19 protein-coding genes are annotated in these 22,238 nt (G+C 72.6%); 11 read left to right on the top strand and 8 right to left on the bottom strand.

Annotated elements, in window-relative coordinates; genetic code table 11:
- The first annotated feature begins 61 nt into the window (after positions 1 to 61).
- Entirely contained in the window at positions 62 to 1,021 is a 960-nt protein-coding gene (locus tag ACZ9QC_RS02790; protein WP_472918631.1) for a helix-turn-helix domain-containing protein, read from the top strand.
- 63 nt (positions 1,022 to 1,084) lie between these two features.
- On the opposite strand, the gene ACZ9QC_RS02785 is transcribed toward ACZ9QC_RS02790, so the two are convergent.
- A complete protein-coding gene (locus tag ACZ9QC_RS02785; RefSeq protein ID WP_472918630.1) occupies positions 1,085 to 2,344 on the bottom strand; it encodes an SLC13 family permease in 1,260 nt (419 codons plus the stop codon).
- 171 nt (positions 2,345 to 2,515) lie between these two features.
- Entirely contained in the window at positions 2,516 to 4,930 is a 2,415-nt protein-coding gene (locus ACZ9QC_RS02780; protein WP_472918629.1) for a SpoIIE family protein phosphatase, read from the bottom strand.
- A 415-nt stretch (positions 4,931 to 5,345) separates the two neighbouring features.
- Here ACZ9QC_RS02780 and ACZ9QC_RS02775 point away from each other — a divergent pair, with 415 nt between their 5' ends.
- The 4 genes from ACZ9QC_RS02775 to ACZ9QC_RS02760 all read left to right on the top strand — a co-directional run bounded on the left by ACZ9QC_RS02775 (position 5,346) and on the right by ACZ9QC_RS02760 (position 10,719).
- Positions 5,346 to 7,589, top strand: coding sequence for a glycoside hydrolase family 9 protein (locus tag ACZ9QC_RS02775; protein WP_472918628.1), 2,244 nt, complete (start codon positions 5,346 to 5,348; stop codon positions 7,587 to 7,589).
- An 88-nt stretch (positions 7,590 to 7,677) separates the two neighbouring features.
- Positions 7,678 to 7,923 carry a hypothetical protein gene (locus ACZ9QC_RS02770; protein ID WP_033528575.1) on the top strand — a complete coding sequence of 82 codons (246 nt, stop codon included), beginning with the start codon at positions 7,678 to 7,680 and terminating at the stop codon, positions 7,921 to 7,923.
- Between the two features lie 3 nt (positions 7,924 to 7,926).
- Complete coding sequence (locus tag ACZ9QC_RS02765) at positions 7,927 to 8,304, top strand: toxin Doc (RefSeq protein ID WP_467299822.1); 378 nt, start codon at positions 7,927 to 7,929, stop codon at positions 8,302 to 8,304.
- Positions 8,305 to 8,883: 579 nt separating this feature from the next.
- A complete protein-coding gene (locus ACZ9QC_RS02760; protein ID WP_472918627.1) occupies positions 8,884 to 10,719 on the top strand; it encodes a ricin-type beta-trefoil lectin domain protein in 1,836 nt (611 codons plus the stop codon).
- Between the two features lie 257 nt (positions 10,720 to 10,976).
- Here the strand turns inward: ACZ9QC_RS02760 and ACZ9QC_RS02755 are convergent, their stop codons facing one another.
- The gene (locus tag ACZ9QC_RS02755) at positions 10,977 to 12,143 is read right to left on the bottom strand and encodes a lactate 2-monooxygenase (RefSeq protein WP_472918626.1); all 1,167 of its coding nucleotides are present in this window, start codon (positions 12,141 to 12,143) and stop codon (positions 10,977 to 10,979) included.
- A gap of 575 nt (positions 12,144 to 12,718) precedes the next feature.
- On the opposite strand from ACZ9QC_RS02755, the gene ACZ9QC_RS02750 reads away from it, so the two are divergent.
- Positions 12,719 to 13,153, top strand: a complete 435-nt coding sequence (locus ACZ9QC_RS02750; RefSeq protein WP_472918625.1) for a protease inhibitor — start codon at positions 12,719 to 12,721, stop codon at positions 13,151 to 13,153.
- A gap of 334 nt (positions 13,154 to 13,487) precedes the next feature.
- On the opposite strand, the gene ACZ9QC_RS02745 is transcribed toward ACZ9QC_RS02750, so the two are convergent.
- The 5 genes from ACZ9QC_RS02745 to ACZ9QC_RS02725 form a co-directional block, all read right to left on the bottom strand.
- Positions 13,488 to 13,679 (bottom strand): hypothetical protein, encoded by a 192-nt coding sequence (locus tag ACZ9QC_RS02745; protein WP_472918624.1) that lies wholly within the window; start codon positions 13,677 to 13,679, stop codon positions 13,488 to 13,490.
- Positions 13,680 to 13,777: 98 nt separating this feature from the next.
- Complete coding sequence (locus tag ACZ9QC_RS02740) at positions 13,778 to 14,227, bottom strand: STAS domain-containing protein (RefSeq protein WP_472918623.1); 450 nt, start codon at positions 14,225 to 14,227, stop codon at positions 13,778 to 13,780.
- Between the two features lie 158 nt (positions 14,228 to 14,385).
- Positions 14,386 to 14,691, bottom strand: coding sequence for a cupin domain-containing protein (locus ACZ9QC_RS02735; RefSeq protein ID WP_472918622.1), 306 nt, complete (start codon positions 14,689 to 14,691; stop codon positions 14,386 to 14,388).
- A 167-nt stretch (positions 14,692 to 14,858) separates the two neighbouring features.
- A complete protein-coding gene (locus ACZ9QC_RS02730; RefSeq protein ID WP_472918621.1) occupies positions 14,859 to 15,116 on the bottom strand; it encodes a hypothetical protein in 258 nt (85 codons plus the stop codon).
- A 99-nt stretch (positions 15,117 to 15,215) separates the two neighbouring features.
- A complete protein-coding gene (locus ACZ9QC_RS02725; RefSeq protein WP_472918620.1) occupies positions 15,216 to 16,238 on the bottom strand; it encodes a Ppx/GppA family phosphatase in 1,023 nt (340 codons plus the stop codon).
- Positions 16,239 to 16,407: 169 nt separating this feature from the next.
- Here ACZ9QC_RS02725 and ACZ9QC_RS02720 point away from each other — a divergent pair, with 169 nt between their 5' ends.
- The 5 genes from ACZ9QC_RS02720 (at position 16,408) to ACZ9QC_RS02700 (ending at position 22,237) form a co-directional block, all read left to right on the top strand.
- Positions 16,408 to 16,992, top strand: coding sequence for a GNAT family N-acetyltransferase (locus ACZ9QC_RS02720; protein WP_472918619.1), 585 nt, complete (start codon positions 16,408 to 16,410; stop codon positions 16,990 to 16,992).
- 90 nt (positions 16,993 to 17,082) lie between these two features.
- Positions 17,083 to 18,585 (top strand): ABC transporter substrate-binding protein, encoded by a 1,503-nt coding sequence (locus ACZ9QC_RS02715; RefSeq protein WP_472918618.1) that lies wholly within the window; start codon positions 17,083 to 17,085, stop codon positions 18,583 to 18,585.
- A 299-nt stretch (positions 18,586 to 18,884) separates the two neighbouring features.
- On the top strand, positions 18,885 to 20,375 hold the full coding sequence (locus ACZ9QC_RS02710) for an ABC transporter permease subunit (RefSeq protein WP_472918617.1): 1,491 nt from the start codon (positions 18,885 to 18,887) through the stop codon (positions 20,373 to 20,375).
- Positions 20,372 to 21,733: an MDR family MFS transporter gene (locus ACZ9QC_RS02705; RefSeq protein WP_472918616.1), complete on the top strand. Its 1,362-nt coding sequence runs from the start codon at positions 20,372 to 20,374 to the stop codon at positions 21,731 to 21,733. The genes ACZ9QC_RS02710 and ACZ9QC_RS02705 overlap by 4 nt, the downstream gene beginning before the upstream one ends.
- A 9-nt stretch (positions 21,734 to 21,742) precedes the next feature.
- Positions 21,743 to 22,237 (top strand): GNAT family N-acetyltransferase, encoded by a 495-nt coding sequence (locus ACZ9QC_RS02700; protein ID WP_472918615.1) that lies wholly within the window; start codon positions 21,743 to 21,745, stop codon positions 22,235 to 22,237.
- Position 22,238 lies beyond the last annotated feature (1 nt).

Below are 22,238 nucleotides of genomic sequence, written 5' to 3'. Positions count from 1 at the left end.
TGGCACCCCTTCTCGGCGTCGTCCGTGTACTCCAAGCTAGGCACGAGTGCTCTTCCGGAGGATGCCTGTGCGTGCTGACGACCTGCCCGAGACTGCTGCGCCCGTCAATCCGTCGCCGGGCCAGGTGATCATCGGACGCTTCGACCAGCGGCCGCCCTACGCCATGCACCGGCCGCGCGGCGCGGACAGCTGGCTGTTCACCTGGACCACGGGCGGCGGAGGACTGCTGCGGCAGGGCGGCACACGGGTCCCGGCCTGCCCGGGGGATCTCGTGGTCCTCGGCCCGGGGGTGCCGCAGCACTACACGGTCCGGCCCGGCGCCGGGCACTGGGCGTTCTGGTGGGTGCACTGCCAGGCGCGCCCGTCCTGGACCGCCTGGCTGCGCCCGTACGAGACCGCCGACCGGGTGTACGCCGTGCCCTCGGCCCCCGACGGCATCCGCGAACGGGTCGGCGCGGCCTTCCGCCGCATGCTCGCCGACGCCCGCTGGACCGGTGAGGGTGCCCCGCCCGCCCCGCGCACCGACGCCGATTCGTTGCAGGGAAGCGGCACCTCGACGACGCTCGGGGCCCTCGCACCCCGTGACGAGGTCGCCGTCGCGCACGGCACGGCGGCCCGTGAACTCGCCCTGTGCTCACTGGAGGAGGTGGTGCTGCTCACCGCCGCCAGGGCGGAGCCGCGCCGGTCGGGGGTGGATCCGCGGATCAGGCGGGCGCAGGACCTGATCGCCGCCGACCCCGGCGCCCCGCACACCGTCCGCTCGCTCGCCGAGCGGGTCTCCCTCTCCCCGTCCCGCTTCGCGCACCTGTTCACCGAGCAGCTCGGCCACTCCCCGATGCGGGCCCTCGGCCAGGCCCGACTGCTGCACGCCGCCCGCCTCCTGGAGGCCACCGAGCTCCCCGTGGAACGGGTCGCGGCCGCCTCCGGGTTCGGCAGCCCGTTCCACTTCAGCCGGGTGTTCCGGCAGCGCTACGGGGTGCCGCCGGGGGAGTACCGGCAGGGGCTCCGGGACCGCGACTGAACGGCCCCGTCACCCCCGCTTTCATGCCGGACGCGCCGCCGGCGAGGCGGGCGGTGGGCCGCCTCAGCCGCCGAAGACCAGCAGCGACAGCCACAGCGCCACCACCGACGACACCAGGGCCGCCGGGACGGTGAGGAGGCCGAGGCGGGTGAACTCGCCGAGGTCCACCCCGTGGTCGTGCTGGTGGACGATGCGCCGCCACAGCAGGGTGGCCAGGGAACCGGCGTACGTCAGGTTCGGGCCGATGTTGACCCCCAGGAGCACGGCGAGGACGGCGCCCGTGCCCAGCGGGGCGGCCAGCGGGACCAGCACCAGGACCGCGGGCAGGTTGTTGATGACGTTGGAGAGGACCGCGGCCAGGGCGGCGACGCCGAGCAGGGCGAGCAGACCGGTCCCGGACGGCATCACCCGGCCCAGCGCGTCGGCGAGCCCGTTGTCGACCACCGCGCGCACCACGACCCCGAGCGCCAGCACGAAGGCGAGGAAGGGCAGGGACAGGGAGTGGAAGAGCGCGACCGGGGACGTGGTCCGGCGGACCAGCGCACGGACCGAGAGCACCAGGGCCCCGGCCAGCGCCGCCCACACCGGCTCGATCCCGAGCACGGACGTCAGCACGAACCCGGCGAGCGTGCACACGACCGTGACCAGCGCGAACATCGGCAGCTCGGGCGCCTCGCCGGCCTCCTCGGGCGCGGGTGCCGCCGCGTCCAGATCGGCCGCGAAGAACCGCCGGAACACCAGGTACTCGGCGGCCACGGCCACCGCCCACGGCGCTGCCATCAGCAGCGCGAACCGGGTGAAGGTCAGCCCGCTCGCGGTGAACGCCAGCAGGTTGGTGAGGTTGGACACGGGCAGCAGCAGCGAGGCCGTGTTCGACAGGTGCGCGGTGGCGTACAGATGCGGTTTGGGGCGGGCGCCCAGCCGGGCCACGGTCGCGAACACCACCGGGGTCAGCAGCACGACCGTCGCGTCCAGGCTGAGCACCGCCGTGATACCGGAGGCCAGCACGAACGTCGACCCCAGCAACCGACGGGGCCGGCCCGCCGACGCGCGCGCCATCCACGCCCCGCAGGCCTGGAAGAGCCCCTCGTCGTCGCAGAGCTTGGCCAGCACGAGCACGGCGGCCAGGAACCCGAGCACCGGGCCGAGCAGCTCGGCCTCGGCGCGGGCGTGATCCAGGGAGACGGCACCGGCGGCCACGGCGATCCCGGCGGCCGGTACGGCGACGACCGCCTCCGGCAGTCCGAAGGGGCGGGCGACCGCGCAGCCGAGGACGACGACGAGCAGGACTACGGACAGGACCTCGGCGAGGGCGGTGTTCACGGCAGGGCTTTCGGGGCGTTCTCAGGCGGGGGGAGTCAGGGCGCTCGACGGCGCGGAGACTGGTGCACCTTACAGCTGCCCGGCGACACTCGACGAACACACATGTGACCGCGAGGTGAGATGCGGCTCACCTCACTCGCCGAGGCCGTGCTCACCTCGCCGAGGCCGTGCTCACTCCTCCGACAGGGCCAGGTCCGCCCAGATCGTCTTGCCGTCCTCGGTGTGCCTGCTGCCCCAGCGCTGCGTCAGCTGGGCCACCAGCAGCAGACCGCGTCCCCCCTCGTCGAAGGTCTTGGCCCGGCGCAGATGCGGGGCGGTGCCACTGCCGTCCGACACCTCGCAGATGAGGGTGGTGTCGTCGTGGATCAGGCGCAGCTGGATGGGCGGGGCGCCGTGCCGGATGGCGTTGGTCACCAGCTCGCTCACCACCAGCTCCGCCGTGAACGCCGACTCGCTGATGCCCCACAGCGCCATCTGCGTCAGCACGTACTGCCGGGTCCGGGCGACGAACGCGGGGTCGGCGGGTATCGACCAGGTCGCCACCCGCTCCGCCCGGAGCACACGGGTGCGGGCCAGCAGCAGCGCCACGTCGTCGGGGGCGCCGTTCGCCGGGAGCAGGGACTGCACGACGTCCTGGCAGATGTCGTCCAGCGAGCCCTTGCGGCCGGACAGCGCCTCCGCCAGCAGCTCCTGACCGGCGTCGATGTCCCGGTCCCGGGTCTCGATCAGGCCGTCGGTGTAGAGGGCGATGACCGTGCCCTCGGGCAGTTCGAGTTCGGCGGACTCGAAGGGCAGTCCGCCGAGGCCCAGGGGCTGCCCCGACGGCACCTCGACCTCCATGGGCCGTCCGTCCGGGTCCAGCACCACCGGCGGCGGGTGCCCGGCACGGGCGAAGGTGCAGCGCCGGGTCACCGGGTCGTAGACGGCGTACAGACAGGTGGCACCCACCTCACCGGTGACTCCCTCGCTGCCGGCCTCGGCGGACAGCCGTACGACGAGGTCGTCGAGGTGGGTGAGCAGCTCGTCGGGGGCCAGGTCGACATCGGCGAGGGTGCGTACGGCGGTCCGCAGGCGGCCCATGGTGGCGGACGCCTGGACGCCGTGGCCGACGACGTCGCCGACGACCATGGCCACCCGCATCCCGGACAGCGGGATGACGTCGAACCAGTCTCCGCCGACCCCGGCCTGCGCCGCCGGCAGGTAGCGGGAGGCGGCCTCCAGGGCGGGCATGCGCGGGAGGGTCTGGGGGAGGAGGCTGCGCTGGAGGGCGAGGGCGGTCTCGCGTTCGCGGGAGTACCGGCGGGCGTTGTCGATGCAGACGGCGGCGCGGGCCGTCACCTCCTCGGCCAGCAGCTCGTCGTCGGGGGTGAACTGGTCGAGCCGCTTGAAGCGGGTCAGGACGGCCACGCCGAGGGTGGTGCCGCGGGCCCGGATCGGTACCGACATCGTGGTGTGGACGCCCAGCTCCTTGACCCGCTGGTTGCGCACCGGGTCCCAGGCGAGCCAATCGGAGAGGGTGTTGGCGGGGTCCGTCGCCACGATGGTGTGCCCGACGGACAGGGACGCCGCCTGCGGGGAGGTGGCCGGGTACACATCGGTGTGGCCCACCTCGACCACCGCCTCGGGGCAACCGGGGGTCACCGACTGGTGGGCGGCGCGGCGCAGCGTGAAGGGCGCGGACAGCGGGCCCTCGTGCGGTTCGTCGCCGTGGTCGAGGGACTGCATGAGGTCGACGCTGACGAAGTCGGCGAGGACGGGGACGCACACGTCGGCCAGCTCCTGGGCGGTCCGCCGCACGTCGAGGGTGCTGCCGATGCGGATGCTGGCCTCGTTGACCAGCTGCAGCCGCTGCCGCGCCAGATACTGCTCGGTGATGTCGTGCCCGGTGACACAGACCCCGATCGGTACCCCCGACTCGTCCATGAGCGGGGCGATCGCCGCCGACCAGGCGTGGGCCCGGTCCTCGTCGGCCGCCCGGAGGAAGGTCTGCACGTCCTTGCGGCGGCCCAGGGCCAGTACCTCGCGCAGGTGCTGCTCCAGCTTCTCGCCCTGGCGGCCGCCGAGGATCTCGGACATGTGCAGACCCCGGAGGTTGTCCTCGGGCAGCCCCACGGCGTCCGCCATCACGTCGTTGATGCCGCGCAGCCGGAGGCGGTCGTCGAAGACGGCCATGGCGCACGGCGACTGGAACATCACGGCCGCCGCGAGCGGGTCGTCCCGCACCAGCGGACCGGGATCGTCCAGCGGACAGAGAACCAGCCAGCTGCCGTCGCCCTCCGCGCTCCGCAGGCCCCGGTGGTGGGCGAGCAGCCACGCCGTCACGGTGCGCCCGTCGCGGTGACGCAGCGCGAGCGTGCCGCTCCAGCTGCGGCTGCCCGGCGGGGGTGGCAGGAAGGAGCCCCCGGGGGCCAGCAGCTCCTCGGCGGGACGGCCCACGATCTCCGTCGCGTGCCAGCCCAGCAGACGCCTGGCGCCCTCGTTCCACTCGACGATCGTGCCGTCGCCGTCCATGGCCGCCCGCGCGGTGGCGGCACCGTCCAGGGCATACGCAGGGGTGTCACCGTGCGTAACCTTGCGGCTCCTCATCGTCGCGTGTTCCATTCCGCCGGACCGAACGGGCTTACGGGCGAATTCCAGCCTATGCGCTCCGCCGGGAAAGCGGACGGGAAACCGCACCTCCGCCCGATTTGCCGAAACCGTGTTCGCCCAGTGGTGCGAGGGGCTCCTGATGCCGGATTGGCACCTCCGCGTCACGACCCGGGTCCGCGCCGGACCGACGCCGCGTGCCCCGGGTGCACGACTCCGGCTGGTGACGGGGTGTCGTCCCGCGCGACTGGTCCGTCGGACCGGACGGAAAACCAGTCCTGTCAGGACCGTTGACGGGCTGTCATGTCTCTAACAGCATGGCCGATGTCCGCATCTGGGAGCGCTCCCACGCCCTTGCCCGTACCCGTGCCACCCGTCACCGACTGCGCCCCCACCTCCCCCGAGGAGCCCAGACGTGAAACGACGCAGAACCGCCCTGCTCGCCCTGACGACCCTCCTCGCGGCCGCGCTCACCGCGCTGCCCGGCGGGCCCGCCCAGGCCGACGAGGTCGAACAGGTCAAGAACGGCACCTTCGACACCACCACCGCGCCCTGGTGGACGACCGGCAACGTCACCGCCGGCCTCACCGACGGCCGCCTCTGCGCCGAGATCCCCGGCGGCACCACCAACCGCTGGGACGCCGCCGTCGGCCAGAACGACATCACCCTGGTCAAGGGCGAGTCGTACCGCCTCAGCTTCTCCGCCTCCGGCACGCCCCAGGGCAACGTCCTGCGGGCCATCGTCGGCCTGTCGGCGGCCCCCTACGACACCTACTTCGAGGTCAGCCCGCAGCTGAACGTCTCGGGCGACCGCTACTCGTACACCTTCACCTCGCCCGTCGACACCGCCCAGGGGCAGGTGGGCTTCCAGGTCGGCGGCAACGCGGACCCGTTCACCTTCTGCATGGACGACGTGTCGCTGCTCGGCGGGGTGCCGCCGGAGGTGTACGAGCCCGACACCGGGCCCCGGGTGCGGGTCAACCAGGTCGCCTATCTGCCCGCCGGACCGAAGAACGCCACCCTGGTGACCGACGCCGCCGCGAAGCTGCCCTGGCAGTTGAAGAACGCCTCGGGCGCCGTGGTCGCCCGCGGGCTGAGCACCCCGCGCGGCCTCGACGCCTCCTCCGGGCAGCGCGTCCACTCGATCGACTTCGGCGCGTACCGCAAGCGCGGCACCGGCTTCACCCTGGTCGTCGACGGCGAGACCAGCCGCCCGTTCGACATCGACCCGGCCGCCTACGAACGCCTGCGCCTGGACTCGCTGAAGTACTACTACACCCAGCGCAGCGGCACCCCGATCAGCGACGACCTGCGCCCCGGCTACGGCCGCGCCGCCGGCCACGTCGACGTGGCGCCCAACCAGGGCGACGGCGACGTGCCCTGCCAGCCGGGTGTCTGCGACTACCGGCTCGACGTCACCGGCGGTTGGTACGACGCCGGCGACCACGGCAAGTACGTCGTCAACGGCGGTATCTCCACCTGGGAGGTGCTGAGCACCTACGAACGCGCGCTGCACGCCCGTACGGGTAAGGCCGGCAAGCTCGGCGACGGCTCGCTGGACATCCCGGAGAGCGGCAACAAGGTGCCCGACCTGCTGGACGAGGTCCGCTGGGAGCTGGACTTCCTGCTCAAGATGCAGGTGCCGAAGGGCAAGCCCCTCGCGGGCATGGCCCACCACAAGATCCACGACGAGCAGTGGACCGGTCTGCCGCTGATGCCCGCCGACGACCCGCAGAAGCGTGAACTGCATCCGCCGAGCACCGCCGCGACCCTGAACCTGGCGGCCACCGCCGCACAGGCGGCCCGCCTGTACCGCCCCTACGACCCCGCTTTCGCGGCCAGGGCGCTGACGGCGGCCCGCACGGCGTGGGCGGCGGCCCTGGAGCATCCGGCCGTGTACGCATCCGAGAGCGACGGCATCGGCGGGGGCACCTACGCCGACAACAACGTCACCGACGAGTTCTACTGGGCGGCCGCCCAGTTGTACCTCACCACCGGTCAGAAGGCGTTCCAGGACCACGTCCTCGCCTCGCCCGTGCACACCGCCGACATCTTCGGACCCATCGGCTTCGACTGGGCCCGCACGGCCGCCGCGGGCCGCCTCGACCTCGCGACCGTGCCGAACAGGCTGCCGGGCCGGGACAAGGTCCGCCAGTCCGTTCTCAAGGCCGCCGACCGCTACCTGGCCACGCTGAAGGCCCACCCGTACGGCATGCCGTACGCGCCCGAGAACAACCTCTACGACTGGGGCTCCAACCACCAGATCCTCAACAACGCGGTCGTCGTCGCCACGGCCTACGACATCAGCGGTGCCTCCAAGTACCGTGAGGGCGCGCTCCAGAGCATGGACTACCTCTTCGGCCGCAACGCCCTCAACATCTCCTACGTCACCGGCTACGGCGAGGTCGACGCCCGCAACCAGCACAGCCGCTGGTACGCCCACCAGCTCGACCCGGACCAGCCCAACCCGCCGGCCGGCACCCTCGCGGGCGGCCCGAACTCGGGCATCCAGGACCCCTTCGCGCAGAGCAAACTCCAGGGTTGCGTCGGCCAGTTCTGCTACATCGACGACATCCAGTCCTGGTCGACCAACGAACACACGATCAACTGGAACGCGGCGCTGGCCCGCATGGCGTCGTTCGTCGCGGACCAGGTCTGATCCCCTCGCACCACCCTTCGGTACCGCGCGGAAGCGCCCGTGAACTGCGGTTATTTACGGGTAAGTACCCGCGCGGTACCGTAGGCGCATGCCAGCTCTGAATGTGGAGTTCAGCGACCGCGAGCTAGAGGACCTGCGGCAGATGGCCAAGGAACGCGGTACGTCGATGAAGGCGCTCGTGCGCGAGGCGGCCGCGGCCGACATCGTGCGGCACCGGGCGCTGAAGGAGGGCGCGGAGGCCTTCCGGGAGTTCTTCACCGCGCACGCCGACGAGTTCGCCGCCGCCTTCCCGGACGACGAACCCGCCGCCAAGGCCGAGGGACGGGCCGTCTGACCGATGGCCCCCGTCATCCACATCGACGTGCCCTGGCTGCTCCAGCGACACGAAGAGGTCATGCCCGAGCAGCCCACCGTCAGCGACTTCTCGGCGCTCGTCGCCGCCGTGGCCCGGCACCGCGTCGACCCGCCGCGCCTCGGTGTGGACTCCGACCCCGCCTGGCGGGCCGCCGCGCTGCTGCACACCCTCGCCGTGCTCAAGCCCCTGCCCGCCGCCAACGCCCGTTTCGCCTGTGCGACGGCCGTGGCCTACATGTTCGTCAGTGGCGTCGGGATCGACCCGCCCTACGGTGCCCTCGTGGATCTCGCGCGTGACCTGATCTCCGGAAAGACCGATGTCTACGGGGCGGCGGACCGGCTGCGGTCCTGGCAGATCTGAGCGGGCGAAGGACTCGTCGAGCCGGTGCGGCAGGATTGCGCGCCGCTTCCCCCCCCCGGGGCCGCCGACCGAGGGCGGGAGGATCAAGGTCGGCGGCCCGTTTCGCGCGGGAGAGCCGCCGTTCCGCGCGGGGCCTTCCGAGGTGGCCGGCTTCAGTGAACAACGAACCGTCGGTGCGCCGGGAGCGTGCGCGGACCACCGGGGTGTGCGTATGGTTCACACGGGGTGCTTGAATCCTTGAGCGAATAGGAACCGGAAGGGTTCATTCTGTGAAGCGGAAGCATCGGTACCGGTCATCTGACCTGCTTTTAGTGATGCGGATGTTGCACGAGTGCCTTGTTAGCCATGAGTAACTTGTGCAAGGGTGACCTTCCTGCGCAGGGCAATGGCCCGGCCGGAAAGGCCACTTGACTTTCCCGGTAGCCCAAGGGCCCAAAAGGCTCAAGGGAGACGGTCGTCGTGTGGCTCGGTTCCCGGTCGCTCTCCCGGCGCCCGCCAAAAAGGTACGCACCAATCCAGGGCCCTTTTCGGCGGTCACAACTCCGTGTGCCATCTTCTGCCTTGGAAGGAACCCGCTCTGTGCACACCCCCCACCCTCCCCGCCCCACTTTTTCGCCCGCGCCCGGCCCGGTGCCCGGAGAGTCCGACGAGACTCTCGCCGCCCGGCTGAGGGGGTGGCCGGAGGGCGGCACCGGCGATCCCGTCGCCCTGCTGATGGCACGGCACTGGCAGTCGACCCACGACTACGCGGTGATCTGTCTCGCCGCCCAGTCGCAGGTCGCCGCGATGGTCACCGCGACCGCCTTCCACCGGGTGCTCGACGGGCTGATGCGGGGCGAGTCGGGCGTGGCCCTGCGACCGCGGCTGCTGGTGGCGGCGCGCGACACCGTCAAGGAGTGGTCCGCGGAAGGGGGCGTCTCCGGCGCCCTGGCGGATCTGCGCAAGCCCGCCGGCGGGCGCGGTATGCGGGCGGCGAAGTCCATGACGCCGGAAAACCGCAAGCTCATCGAGCGCTCGTTCCAGGCCCTCCCGGCGGTCGCCCAGTGCCTGCTGTGGCACACCGAGGTAGAGGCCGAAACGATAACCATACCCACCGGTCTGCTGGGGCTGGACGCCGACAGTGCGATGGCCACCCTGGAGCAGGCTCGCGACAAATTCCGTGAGGGCTGTGTCCGCGCCCACCGGGAACTCGCGCCGTCCAAGGATTGCCGCTTCTACAACCGGCTGCTGGACGTGCCCATTCGCCGCGGCGGCGCTCTGCTGCCGGACGTCCAGCAGCATCTGCTGGAGTGCCGCTACTGCCGTTACGCGGCCGAACAACTCAGCCATTTCGAGGGCGGACTCGGTGGGGTCATCGCCGAAGCCGTACTCGGCTGGGGCGCCCGGCGCTACCTCGACTCCCGGCCCGGCAGGATGCCGCAGAAGGGCGCGTCGAGACGTCCGGGGAGCGGCGGCGGACGCCACCGACTGCTCTCCCAGATCCCCGCGCAGCGCCGCCGCCTCACCTCCGGAGCGCGCAACCCCCGGGCCCTGATCACCGTCGGCGTCTCCTCCGGCGCCCTGCTTGCGGCCGTCCTCGGTGCCGCGTTCCTCTCGGACGACGGCAGCGGCGCGGACCCCACCGCCTCGACCAGCGCCACCGGGGGCGTCGCCACAGCGCCGGACACCGGCAACCAGGCCACCAGCGGCAGCGCTTCGCCGACCCCGCCGGCCTCGGCCGGGCAGCCCACGGCCCCCCAGCAGACCCGGCTGCGCAACCAGGCCGCCGACCTGTGCCTCGACATCCAGGGCGGCAAGGCGGTCAAGGGCGCCTCGACCGAACTCGCGGTGTGCGACTCGGGCTGGACCCAGAAGTGGTCCTACGAGGAGGACGGGCTGCTGCGCAGTGTCGCCAACCCCGAACTCTGCCTGGACTCCCAGGTGGACGCCGGTGTCGTCGTGCTCGGCAGCTGCGCGGACGACGACTCCGGGCGGGCCGACAACGTGCGCTACGACTTCGGCGTCCAGGGCGAGTTGCTGCCCCGCTGGGGCGAGGGGCTCGCCATGGCCCCCGTCGCCACCGAGCCCCGGGCGGACATCGTCGTCAAGGTCCGGGACGGTTCCGCCACGCAGCGCTGGCTCACCGACGGGGTGACCGCCAGCCCCGAGTCGCTCTCCGTCTCCGGCTCCGAGGCACCCACGCCCAAGACCGAGCCGGTCTCCGAGGAGCCGGACACGGACGCCTCCCCGGTCCCGGAATCGAAGAAGTCCGACGCACCGTCGCCGTACGCCACGCCGGAGGCCGAGGCGGCGCAGGGCGGTTCGATCATGTCGGTGGGCGACGACGGGAACGCGGACGGTTCGGAGTCGGGGGCGCCTCTGGCGCCGTTGACGTCCGTGGACGTCCCGGCGCTTCTGACCGGCCTCGGCCTGTAGGAGGGGCCGGGGGGCGCGTTGTCGGGTGCGGGTCCGGTGGGGCTTCTCGCGCGGTTCCCCGCACCCCTGAAAGCCTCAGCCCCCGCGGGCCTGAAAGCCCAAGCTCTGCGCCCCTGAAAAAGCCGGGGCGCAGCCCCGCTTTTTCCAGGGGCGCGGGGAACTGCGCGAGAAGCCCCACCGGACGGACGCATGGGGGTCAAAGGGGCGCAGCCCCTCCAGGATGGGACGGGTGGGGGCGGCGGGGGCGGAGAAAGCCGTCAGGCACCCCCGACGACGCTGTCGCCCCCCACAGACCCCGGCCCCCGATGCCCCGCCAACGCCAACGTGAGATCGAACTCGGCGAGCAGGCACCGAATCACGTGCTCCACCCCCACCTGCCCGTCGAGCGCCAGCCCGTACACATACGGCCGCCCCACCAGCACGGCGGCAGCCCCCAGCGCCAACGCCTTGAAGACGTCATCACCCGTACGCACCCCACTGTCGAAGAGCACGGTCATCCGCTCGCCCACGGCCCGGACCACCCCCGGCAGCGCGTCCGCGGCCCCGACACCCCCGGCCACCTGCCGCCCCCCGTGGTTGGACACGACCACCCCGTCCATCCCCGCGTCCGCGGCCAGCCGCGCGTCGTCCGGATGGAGCACGCCCTTCAACACGATCGGCCCGTCCCAGTGTTCACGCAGGAACGCCAGGTCGGGCCACGTCTTGCCGGGGTCACCGAACATGCCCGCGAAGTGCAGCACGGCCGCGTTCGGATCCTCGTGGACCGGCTTGGCGAGCCCCGCCCGGAACGCCGGGTCGGTGAAGTAGTTGGCGGTGCCGACGCCGTGCAGGAACGGCAGATACGCCCGGTCCAGGTCGCGGGGCCGCCAGCCGAGCAACGGCGTGTCGAGGGTGACGACGAGCACGGAGTACCCGGCGGCCTTCGCCCGCTCCAGGAAGCTCCGGGTGACCTCACGGTCCTTCGCCCAGTACAGCTGGAACCAGCGCTCCGCGTCCCCCATGGCTTCCGCGACCTGCTCCAGGGGCGTGCTGGACGCCGAGGACAGGATGTACGGCACCCCCTGCGCGGCGGCGGCCCGCGCAGCCGCCGGCTCCGCGTCCGGGTGCACGATCGACAGCACGCCCACCGGGGCGAGTGCCACCGGCGCCGGCAGCGCACGGCCCAACACCTCAACGGACAGATCGCGTTCGGCCACGTCCCGCAGCAGTCGGGGGACGATGCGGTGCCGCTCCAGCGCCTCCCGGTTGGCGCGGGCCGTGCTGCCGTTGCCCGCGCTGCCCGCCACATAGCCGACGGGACCGGCACCGAGCCGGTGCGCGGCCAGCTCCTCCAGCCGGGTCAGATCGGTCGGCAGCCGGGGCACGGTCCCGCCCATCCCGCCCAGGTAGATCTCGTACTGGAAGTCCGCCCAATGCTTCGCCATCCGTCGGTCCTGCCCCTCACCGTCGAGTACGCCCGATGTCGCCGACGATCCTGACGACCCGAACACGCGCCGTCCACCGTTCCGCACGCTTGATGGCCGCTGGGCCGGCACCCGGTGGCCGCAGCTCAGCGGGGGCAGGGGCCAGGGGCCAGGGGCCAGGGGCGACGGTAATGGCGCGTGTCGAGCGGTGGCCAGAGGGCGGTTCATCCATTCTCCGGCGGCCCGGTGGATGAATAGTCCACCGCCTTCGGCTCGGGCCGGGGCCGTTCGGGCGGTTGTCGTGAGCCGAAGCGGAATGTTTCAGGCCGATTGCCGAGCCGTGGAGATCCGGCCATTCATGATCATGGGGCGATCGAGAACCGCTCAGAATCGGGGTTTGCATGTTCGAATTCCGTGACTTCGAGCCACTAATTCAATACTCAAAGTTACCGAAACCTGTGGGGTCGATGTGTGTTCCGGCCGGGGACCCGGCAGACTCGCGCTCGCCGAACCGGCACCGTCCGGGCCGGCTTCGTACACGCGACCGATGTGGCGGAGCCGTCCGGGCATTCCTGCAGAGCGGAAGGATGCACACCATGCCGAAGACCGCGCGCCTGGCAGCGACTCTCACCCTGACGGCCGCCGCTGTCTGCGGTCCCTTCGCGGGGCCCGCGCTCGCGGACCCCGCGCCCGTGGCGAAGAGTCTCTACGCCCCGTCGGCCCTGGTGCTGACCGTGGGCCACGGCGAGACCTCGGCCACCGTCACCCCCGAGCGCGCCGTCACCCTGAGCTGCGCGCCGAAGCCCGGCGGCACCCATCCGGCGCCCGTCGACGCCTGCGCCGAACTCCGCGACAGCGGCGGTGACTTCGAGGCCCTGAGCGCCAACGCCGGGGCGATGTGCACCAAGCAGTACGACCCGGTGATCGTCACGGTGCACGGCGTCTGGCAGGGCAAGCGCGTCGCGTACGAGCGCACCTTCGCCAACGAGTGTCTGAAGGACTCCGCCGCGAGCGTTCTCTACTCCTTCTGAACTCCCGTACGACCTGTAGCTCTCGTACGACCTGTAGCTCTCGTACGACCTGTAGCTCTCGTACGACCTGTAGCTCTCGTACGACCTGTAGTTCTCGTACGACCTGTACGTCGTACGACCCGTACCTCCCGTACGACGTGAACGTCCCGTAGGACACGGTCGCCGACGGCGGCCGCTAGACCGGGGTTGCGTGGCCCCGTGAGTGATGAGCGAGGGCCCGTGGCTGGGGAGCGCGAGCCCTGTCACGGTGTGTCACGCGATCCCCGTTCGGGGGCCGGCCGAAGCGGAGTGGGGCCGCGGGCCGGCCCCCGGCATCATGCCCGGGGGTCGACCGTCACTCGGAGATGACGGTCCAGCGGCCGACCTCCTGGTGGCCGGAGTCGTACAGGGGCTGCCCGTCCCCGGGGCCGATCTCGCAGTGCCGGAGGTTGCCACCCCAGTAGCGCAGGATGCGCTCCAACTCCTGCACGGTGGTGCCCTCGCCCCAGTCCGTGCTGTCCAGGTCGACTTCGAGAAGGAACTTCACTTCGCGCGTCTCCACTTCTGTGTCGCTCGGATTCCGCACCGGTGTTCGCCGGAACGGTGTGTGCCTGCCGCAGGTCCTTCAATCGTTTCATTGAACTGCTAGTTGAGACTTGGCCGTCGCGGAGGCGGGGGAGCGGGCGGGATGTCCGGTAGTGGCGGGAAGCGGCCCAACAGGCCGGCACCGCGCAGCAGTTGGCGTATCCGGGGCTGGTCGGAGACGAGGCGGAGCCGCCCGCCGCGCGACCTGGCTGTGGACTCCGCCCTGCACAGCACGCGCAGCCCCGAGCAGTCGAAGAAGGAGACGTGGCGCAGGTCGACGAGCACGTCCGGCGGGGCTGCCCCGGTCACGGCGGCCGTCAGATGCTCGGCGAGGGACCCCGCCGACGCCAGGTCGATCTCGCCCGAGACCTCGATGACGACGAAGGGGCCGGTCCGTCGGGTGCGGGCGTAGGGATTGTCCGCCACGGCCCCGGACGCGGCCCCGGCGCCGGACTCGGGGGCCGTGTCCTCGGGGTGAGGGGCGGCGCGGTCATGGGCATCCGGTGTCATGGCGGCTCCACCTTGTCAGGGGTAGGGCGCATCGGATCCGGTTAGCTACCCCGGCGTGGAGCGCGCCATCCCTTTTCGCGCCCCGCGCAAGATCTACGACACTCGAAAAGGTGAATTGCCGTCAGATGTATTGACATTCAGATGGGGGCTGCGCGCCTTCACGCCCCGGGTACCTCAACGATCACCAACGTGCCGCGACTGCCAGGGCGGACAGCGTGCCGCGCGCCTGTCGGCACCCGGTACATCTCGCCTGCCTCTATGGCGACTTCGGTGCCGTCCACCAGCAGTTCCAGCCGCCCGTCAAGCACCAGCAGTACCTCATCAGCCCCGTGAGCCTCTTCCTGGACCGGCCTGCCGTCCATACGCAGGACTTTGACACAGGCCGTCCCCACCTGCCCCAAGGGGCAGGAGCTCCAGGCAGCCGACAGCGCGGCCGCTGTCTCCACGACGTTGATCGAATTCATTGCATGCCTCCCAGCGGGCTGCTCGCACCACGGCCCAAGCAGCCCGCACCTCACATTCAGCGGATGCCGGGAAGCTATCCGGGCAGGGGCGGTCGTTGGTCGACCGTTTGGCAAAACCTCCCGCCGACCACACCTCGATCACCTGGCCAGAGTCGCGAGACGAGCCACTAGTCGTGCTGGGAGGACTCCTCCTGGGCCCGCTCGTTGGGTGTGATCGCGTCGCCCGCCTCTCCGTCGTGGCGGCGCCGCTCGGAGCCGGTGACGTCCGTCTCGGCCCGCTCCGCCTCGCGCAGGACCTCGTCGAGTGCGGTGTCGGGCTCGTCCCTCACGCCGCGCCGGTCGTGCTCGCTGTGCCTGCCGTGCGTTCCGTGCCTGCCGTGCTGGTCACGCGTGTGGTCCGGGTTCTGCTCGTCGTGGTGGTTCATGGTGGGCTCCTTTCGGCGCGGCGGGGGGTGAGGTGGGTCGGGGCGGGTGAGTCGAGGTGCGGTCGGGTGGGCCGGGTGGGCCGGGCCTGCCGGGTGCGGTCAGCGGGCCGGGGCCGCGATGCGCAGAGGCACCGTGCCCGGCGTGCTCGCACCGGCCGACCCGGTGGCCTCGACGTCCCGAGTCACCTCCGACCACCACGCCGGGCCGTCCTCGATGTGCCGCAGCAGGACGCCCTCGCGGATCGCCCAGGGGCAGATCGTCACGCTCCTCAGGCCGGCGAGCTTCATCGTGGTGTGCCCCACCAGTGCCCCGGCGAGGCTCTGTGTCGCCCGGGGCGCGGAGATGCCCGGCAGGGCGGACCGCTGGGCCGCGGGCAGGGCGGCGAGTCGGGTGATGGCTTCACCGAGGTCCGCGCACCGCAACTCCCGTTCCACGAAGGGGCCGTGGCGGCCCGGCGCGGATCCGCACAGCCGGGAGAGCTGCTGGAAGGTGCGCGAGGTGGCCACGGCGGTGCGCGGTCCCTCCCAGCGGATGCGGGCCGAGACGTCCCGGAGTTGATGACGGACCTTGCGGCGCAGGGCCTTGATGCTCTCCATCGACGGCGGGTCCTGCCCGTGGAAGAACTCGTGCGTCAGCCGGTTCGCCCCCAGCGGCAGCGAGGCCACGAAGTCCGGCAGCCGCCCCCGCCCGAAGGCCACCTCCAGTGAGCCGCCCCCGATGTCGAGCAGGGCCAGCGGCCCCGACCGCCAGCCCATCCACCGCCGCGCCCCGAGGAAGGTGAGCTCGGCCTCCACCTCGCCGGGCAGGGTGCAGATCGGCACGCCGGTCTCCGCGCGCACGGTGCGCAGCACCTCCCGGCAGTTCGGCGCGGACCGGACCACGGCGGTCGCGAACGCCAGCGGCGTCGCCGCCCCCCATCTCTCCGCGGTCCGCGCCGCGGCCGCGACCGCCCGGCAGAGCCGCTGCACGGCCTCGTCGGGCACATCACCCCCGGGCGGAACCTGCTCGGACAGCCGCAGACGCCACTTGGCGGTGTGCACCGGCAGCGGCACACCCCCCTCGGCGTCCGCCACCACGAGCCGTACGGTGTTCGATCCCACATCCACCACGCTCATCCGCATGACCTCCGGAGTACCCGGTCGTCGCCTCAACACGCCTGTTCCGTACGGCGGCCGGTGGCACACCGTCGCATCCAGGTCGCCCGCGCGCCGCGGGGTACCACCCCGCCCGAAGGGGTGGCGACCCGAACCCCTGAGCGGAATGATCAGGCTTATTGCATATGATGCGCAGGTGCAGGAATATGACATCAGGGTGGCGCGGCCCGAGGAACTCGACGGCGCGCGGGCGGTGATGCTCGACATCGTCTACCGGGACTTCGGTACGGGCTATGTGCCGCGCTGGCACGGCGACATCATCGATCTGCGGGCGGCGTACGTCGCCCCTGACCGGCATGTGCTCCTGGTGGCGGTCGACGGGCGGGACGGCGCGGTCGTCGCCACGGGCGCGCTGGACTCCCGGGGGCCCGCCCATCCGCCCAACCCCCGTTGGCTGGCCGAGCGTTATCCGTCCGGGGAGACCGCCCAGCTGCGCCGGGTGTACGTCCGCGCCGAGCACCGGCGCCGTGGGCTGGCCCGGCGGCTGGTCGCCGCACTGCTGGACTTCGCGGCCGCCGACGGCGGTTACCGCTCCGTCTACCTGCACACCGACCCCGGTGTGCCCGGCGCCGAGGACTTCTGGCGCTCGCAGGGTGTGGCCGTGTGCGACGAGCGCGAGACGACCGGGGAACGGGTGGTGCACTTCGAGGTGCCGGTGCCGGTGCCGGTGCCGGTGCGAGTGCCCGCGCCCGTTGCGGGCAGCCCCTCGTCCGTCAGATGAAAATCATTGTCATGTAATCTGCGTCGTGCTCCATCCCGTCGCTCCGCGCCCCGTCGCCCGTCCCCCCCCACACACAGAGAACCAAGGACCATGCGCTCTCCCCGCCGCCGCCGCCGCCGTCGCGCCGCCGCCGGCCTGCTCCTCGCCCCTCTGCTGACCGGCTGCTTCGCCTCGGAAGGTGGGAGCGCCGACGGCGCGTCCGGTGACGGTGCGCGACTGCGCGTGGCCCTCGCCTTCCCGCCCGCCGAGAACTTCTCGCCCTACGGCGCCGACGCCACCCTCCTCAGCCGCCTCGGCGTCACCGAAGGCCTCACCGAGCTGGACGCCAACGGCGTCGCGGCCCCCGCGCTCGCCGAGTCCTGGACCCGCGAGAACGACCGGAACTGGCTTTTCACCTTGCGTGAGGCCACCTTCCAGGACGGCACCGAGGTCACCCCGGCCACCGTCGCCGCCGCCCTCACCCGGGCCACCGAGGCCGAGCCCGTCACCGCCGCGCTCTCCGGCACCACGCTCACCGCGAAGGCCGACGGCGACCGCCGCGTGCGCGTCACCACCGAGGACCCGGACCCCGCACTGCCGTTGAGGCTCACCAGCCCCGGCCTCGCGATCCTGTCCGCCAAGGCCTACCGCGACACACGCGTGAACCCGGTCGGTACGGCCACCGGCCCCTTCGAGATCACCAAGGTCACCGGCACCACCGCCGCCACCCTGGACCGCTTCGACGCGTACTGGGGCGGCCGCGCCCAGGCCACCGGCATCGACGCCAGGTTCATCGCCGACGGCTCCGCCCGCACCAACGCGCTGCGCACGGGCCAGGTCGACATCGCCGAGGCCGTCCCCGTGTCGCAGGCCCCCACCCTCGACAAGGGCACCCGCCGCGAGACGGCCACCACCCGCACCATCAGTCTCCTGCTCAACACCGAGTCCGGCGCCTTCAAGGACCCGAAGCTGCGGGCCGCCGCCCGCGAGGCCGTCGACGGCTCCGTCCTCGCCGACGACGTGTACGAGGGCCACGCCGACGCCGGAGTCGGCATCTTCGGCCCCGCCGTGACCTGGGCCGCCGCCCAGCGCGTCGAACCGGCAGGCCGCGCGAAGGCCGGCGACCCCGACGGCACCTCCGTGACCCTCGCCACCTACGACAACCGGCCCGAACTGCCCGAGGTCGCCCAGGTGCTGCAACAGCAGCTGCGGGAGGCGGGGTTCGAGGTGAAACTGGAGGTCCGCGAGTACTCGCGGCTGGAGAGCGACGCCCTCGCCGGCCGGTTCGACGCCTTCGTCGGCGCCCGCAACTCCCTGCTCGACACCGGGGACCCCGTCTCCATCCTCGCCAGCGACTTCACCTGCGACGGCAGCTACAACCTCGCCCTCCTCTGCGACAAGAAGGTCGACCGGGCCGTCGCCGCCGCCGAGAAGGAGTCGGACACCGCGCAGCGGCAGCGAGCGGCGATGAACGCCGAGGCCGCGATCCTCGGCACCGACGCCACCGTCCCGCTCGTCCACCAGCGGATCATCACCGGCGTCGGCGCATCGGTGCGGGGCGTGATCCTCGACCCGTACGAGCGCACACTGGTCGGAACGGGGACCCGGCGCTGACACGGGCACTCTGGCGGACCCTGCTCGCCGCGGGACTGCTGTGCGGCATCGGCCTGCTGCCCTGGCTGTCGCGCACCGACCCGGCGCTCACCGTCCTCAAGGCACGCTCCGCCGAACGCGACCCGACACCGGAGGTCCTGGCGGCCGTACGCGACGAACTCGGCCTCGACGCGGGCCCCTGGCGACTCCTGGGGGAGTGGTTCGGCGGACTGGCCCGGGGTGACGCGGGCCGGTCGTGGATCTCCGGCGCCGAGGTCACCCCGTCCGTCCTCCAGGCCCTCGGCGTCTCCCTGCTGCTGATGGCCGCCGCACTCGTCGTCGCGGCTGCCACCGCCTCGGCGGTCTGCGCCCGCACCCTGTGGCTCGGCGCGCACCGCCGCCTCGACGACCGCCGGGGCGGCGGCAGCGGCGCCGCGCTGCTCGCCGCGCTGCCCGAGTTCCTCACCGCCTCCGTGCTCGCCGTCGTCGTCGGGGTGCACCTCGGCTGGCTGCCCGCGCTCGGCTGGTACGGGCCGCGGTGGACGGTGCTGCCCGCCCTCGCCCTCGGCCTGCCCGCCGGCGCACTGCTCGGCCGGATGCTCGCCGACCTGCTGCCCGCCGCCTTCGCCGAACCCTGGGCGCTGGCCGCCGCCGCACGAGGCATACCCGGGCGGGCCACCGCCCGCCACGCCGTACGCCGCTGCCTGCCCGGACTGCTGCCCAACCTCGGCCTGTTCGTGGTCGGCCTCACCGGCGGTGCCGTCACCGTCGAGCAGGTCTTCGACATACCCGGCCTAGGCCGCACCACCCTCCAGGCCGCCCTCGCCCAGGACCTCCCCGTCCTCCAGGCAGGCACCCTCGCCCTCGTCCTGCTCGCCGCCGCGGCCGGCGCCCTCGCCCGTCTCGCCGCCCGCCTCCTCATCGGCTCCGCTCTGCGCGACGGCGCGCTCCACTCCCTGCACCGTCCCGTGCCACCGGCCCCGAGCCACGCCCCCCTGCTGCACGGCGCCCTCCTGCTGACGGTCGTCGCGCTCGGCCTGGCCCGCGACCCACTGGCCCTCGACACCGGCGCCCGGCTCCAACCGCCTTCCTGGGCACACCCGTTGGGCACCGACGCACTCGGCCGCGATCTCCTCGCCCGCATCGGCCACGGCGCCTTCACCACCCTCGCCCTGGCCGTCGCCATCAGCGCCGCCGCGCTGCTGACAGGCGTCCTGCTCGGGCTGCTGCCGCGCCTGTCCGGGCCCCTCGTCGACACCGTCAACGCCGTCCCCGCGGTCCTCGCGGGTCTCCTCGTCGCCGGAGTGGCGGGCGGCGCAGCGACGACACCCGCGCTGGCCGTGGCCGCCGTCGCCTGGGTGCCCCTGGCCGCGCACACCACGGCCCTGCTCGAACAGGAACGGGCCACGACCCACATCACGGCCACGAAGGGGCTCGGCGCGGACGACACGTACCTGCTCCGCCGCGAACTGCTTCCCGCCGTACTGCCGCCCGTCGCCCGGCACGCCCTGCTCCGGCTGCCCGGTGTGGCCCTCGCCCTGACCTCGCTGGGCTTCCTCGGCCTGGGCGCGCAGCCGCCGGACCCCGAATGGGGCCTCCTCCTCGCCGAGAACCAGCCCTACGCCGAACGCGCCCCCTGGGCCGTCCTCGCCCCCGCCGGCGCGCTCGCCCTCCTCGGCGCGCTCGCGGTCACGGCGGCGGGCGGGATGCGGTGGCCGCGCCGTCCGCGCGCCGGAGCCGTACACCGCCGACCGAAGCCCACCGCCGCCCCCACCGTCGGAGAGACCCCCACCGTCGGAGAGACCGGATGACCGAGCCCGAACAGCACTCGCCCGCGACGCCCGCGGGGCGAACGACCGGAGAGAGGACGAGGAGAGAGGAAGAAACGCGAGAGGCGGCCGGCGGCGCGGCCGTCAAGGTGTCGCGGCGCGGTACCTGGGCGAAGCTCAACCCGCTCCTGCGACTGCTGATCCTCACCCAACTCGCGTTCAACGTCGGCTTCTTCGCGGTGCTGCCGTTCCTCGCCGAGCACCTCGGCACGGCGATAGGCATGGCCGGCTGGATGGTCGGCTTCGTGCTCGGACTGCGCACCTTCAGCCAGCAGGGGCTGTTCGTGGTCGGCGGTGCGCTCGCCGACCGCTACGGCGTACGGCCCGTGGTGCTGGCCGGGTGCGTGCTGCGGATCGCCGGGTTCGCGTGGCTCGGGTACGCGGACGAGGACTGGTCGGTCATCGCCGCCGTCCTCCTGATCGGCTTCGCCGCCGCCCTCTTCTCCCCGGCCGTCGAGTCCGAGGTCGCCCGGCAGGCGGTGGTCTGGGAGGAGTCGGGCGGCGGGCCCCGGACCAGCGTGCTCGCGCTGTTCACGGTGGCGGGGCAGGCCGGGGCCTTCGTCGGGCCGCTCATCGGGGCGTTGCTGCTGGCCGTCGACTACCGGGTGGTCTGCCTCGCGGGCGCCGGCGTCTTCGTCCTCGTCCTCGCCGGGCACTACCTGCTGCTGCCGCAGCACATTCCGGGGCGGGAACGGATCGAGGCTCGGGGCGGCCTCGGCGGACTGCTGCGCAACCGGCGGTTCCTGGCGCTGTGTTGCGCGTACGGCGCGTACCTGCTGGCCTACAACCAGCTGTATCTCCTCCTTCCCGACGAGGTGGAGCGGGCGACGGGCTCCCAGTCCGCGTTGGCCTGGCTCTTCGGGCTGTCCTCGCTGCTGGTCGTGGCGGCGCAGCTGCCGGTGACGCGGTGGGCGTCCGGGCGGCTCGACCCGCGGCGGTCCATGGCCGTAGGGCTGCTCCTGATCGCCTCGGGGTTCGCGGTGGTGGGCCTGGCGCGGCCCGCCGAGTGGACCGGCACGGCGGGACTGCTGCCCGCCGCCGGGTTCGTGGTGCTGCTGACGGTGGGCCAGATGCTGGTGGCTCCGGCGGCGCGCGCATGGGTGCCCGACCTCGCCGTGGAGGGCCGCCTGGGGCTCTACACCGGGGCGATGTCCTCCGTGTCCGGCCTGATCGTGCTGGTGGGAAGCGCGGCGGCGGGTGCCCTGATGGACGCGAACCTGCCCGCCCCCGTCCCCTGGCTCGCACTCGCCGCTGTGCCGGTCGCCTCGGTCCTCCTCGTCCCGGGGCCGGCGCCCACCGCGCGCAAGAAATCAGGTGCCCTCGGCACACCCTCCGGCTAGGGTCGCGCGATGCCCGAGCTGCAGCGGCTGCGTGCCGAACACGCCACGGCGGTGCTGGACTTCGAACTGGCCAACCGTGCCTGGTTCGCCGCCTCGGTCCCCGACCGCGGCGATGCCTTCTTCGAGGGGTTCACCGACCGGTACGACGCCCTGCTCGCCGAACAGGAGGCGGGCGTCTGCGCCTTCCACGTGCTCGTCGCCGAGGACGGCTCGGTCGTCGGCAGGTTCAACCTGGTGGACATCGAGGACGGCTCCGCGCAACTCGGCTATCGGGTCGCCCAGCACGTCGCCGGCCATGGCGTGGCGACCACGACCGTACGGCAGCTGTGCCGGTCGGCGGCGACCGAGCACGGCCTGCGCACCCTGCGGGCGGCCGTGGCACATCGCAACGCAGCCTCCCGCAAGGTGCTGATCAAAGCCGGGTTCGTACCCGTAGGTCCGGCCGACCCGGACGACCTCAGCGGTGAACCGGGCACCTGGTACGAGCGCGACCTGTCGCTCTGAC

Source organism: Streptomyces sp. HUAS MS02 (assembly GCF_055702265.1).
This window is presented reverse-complemented; position numbering and strand designations above follow the sequence as displayed.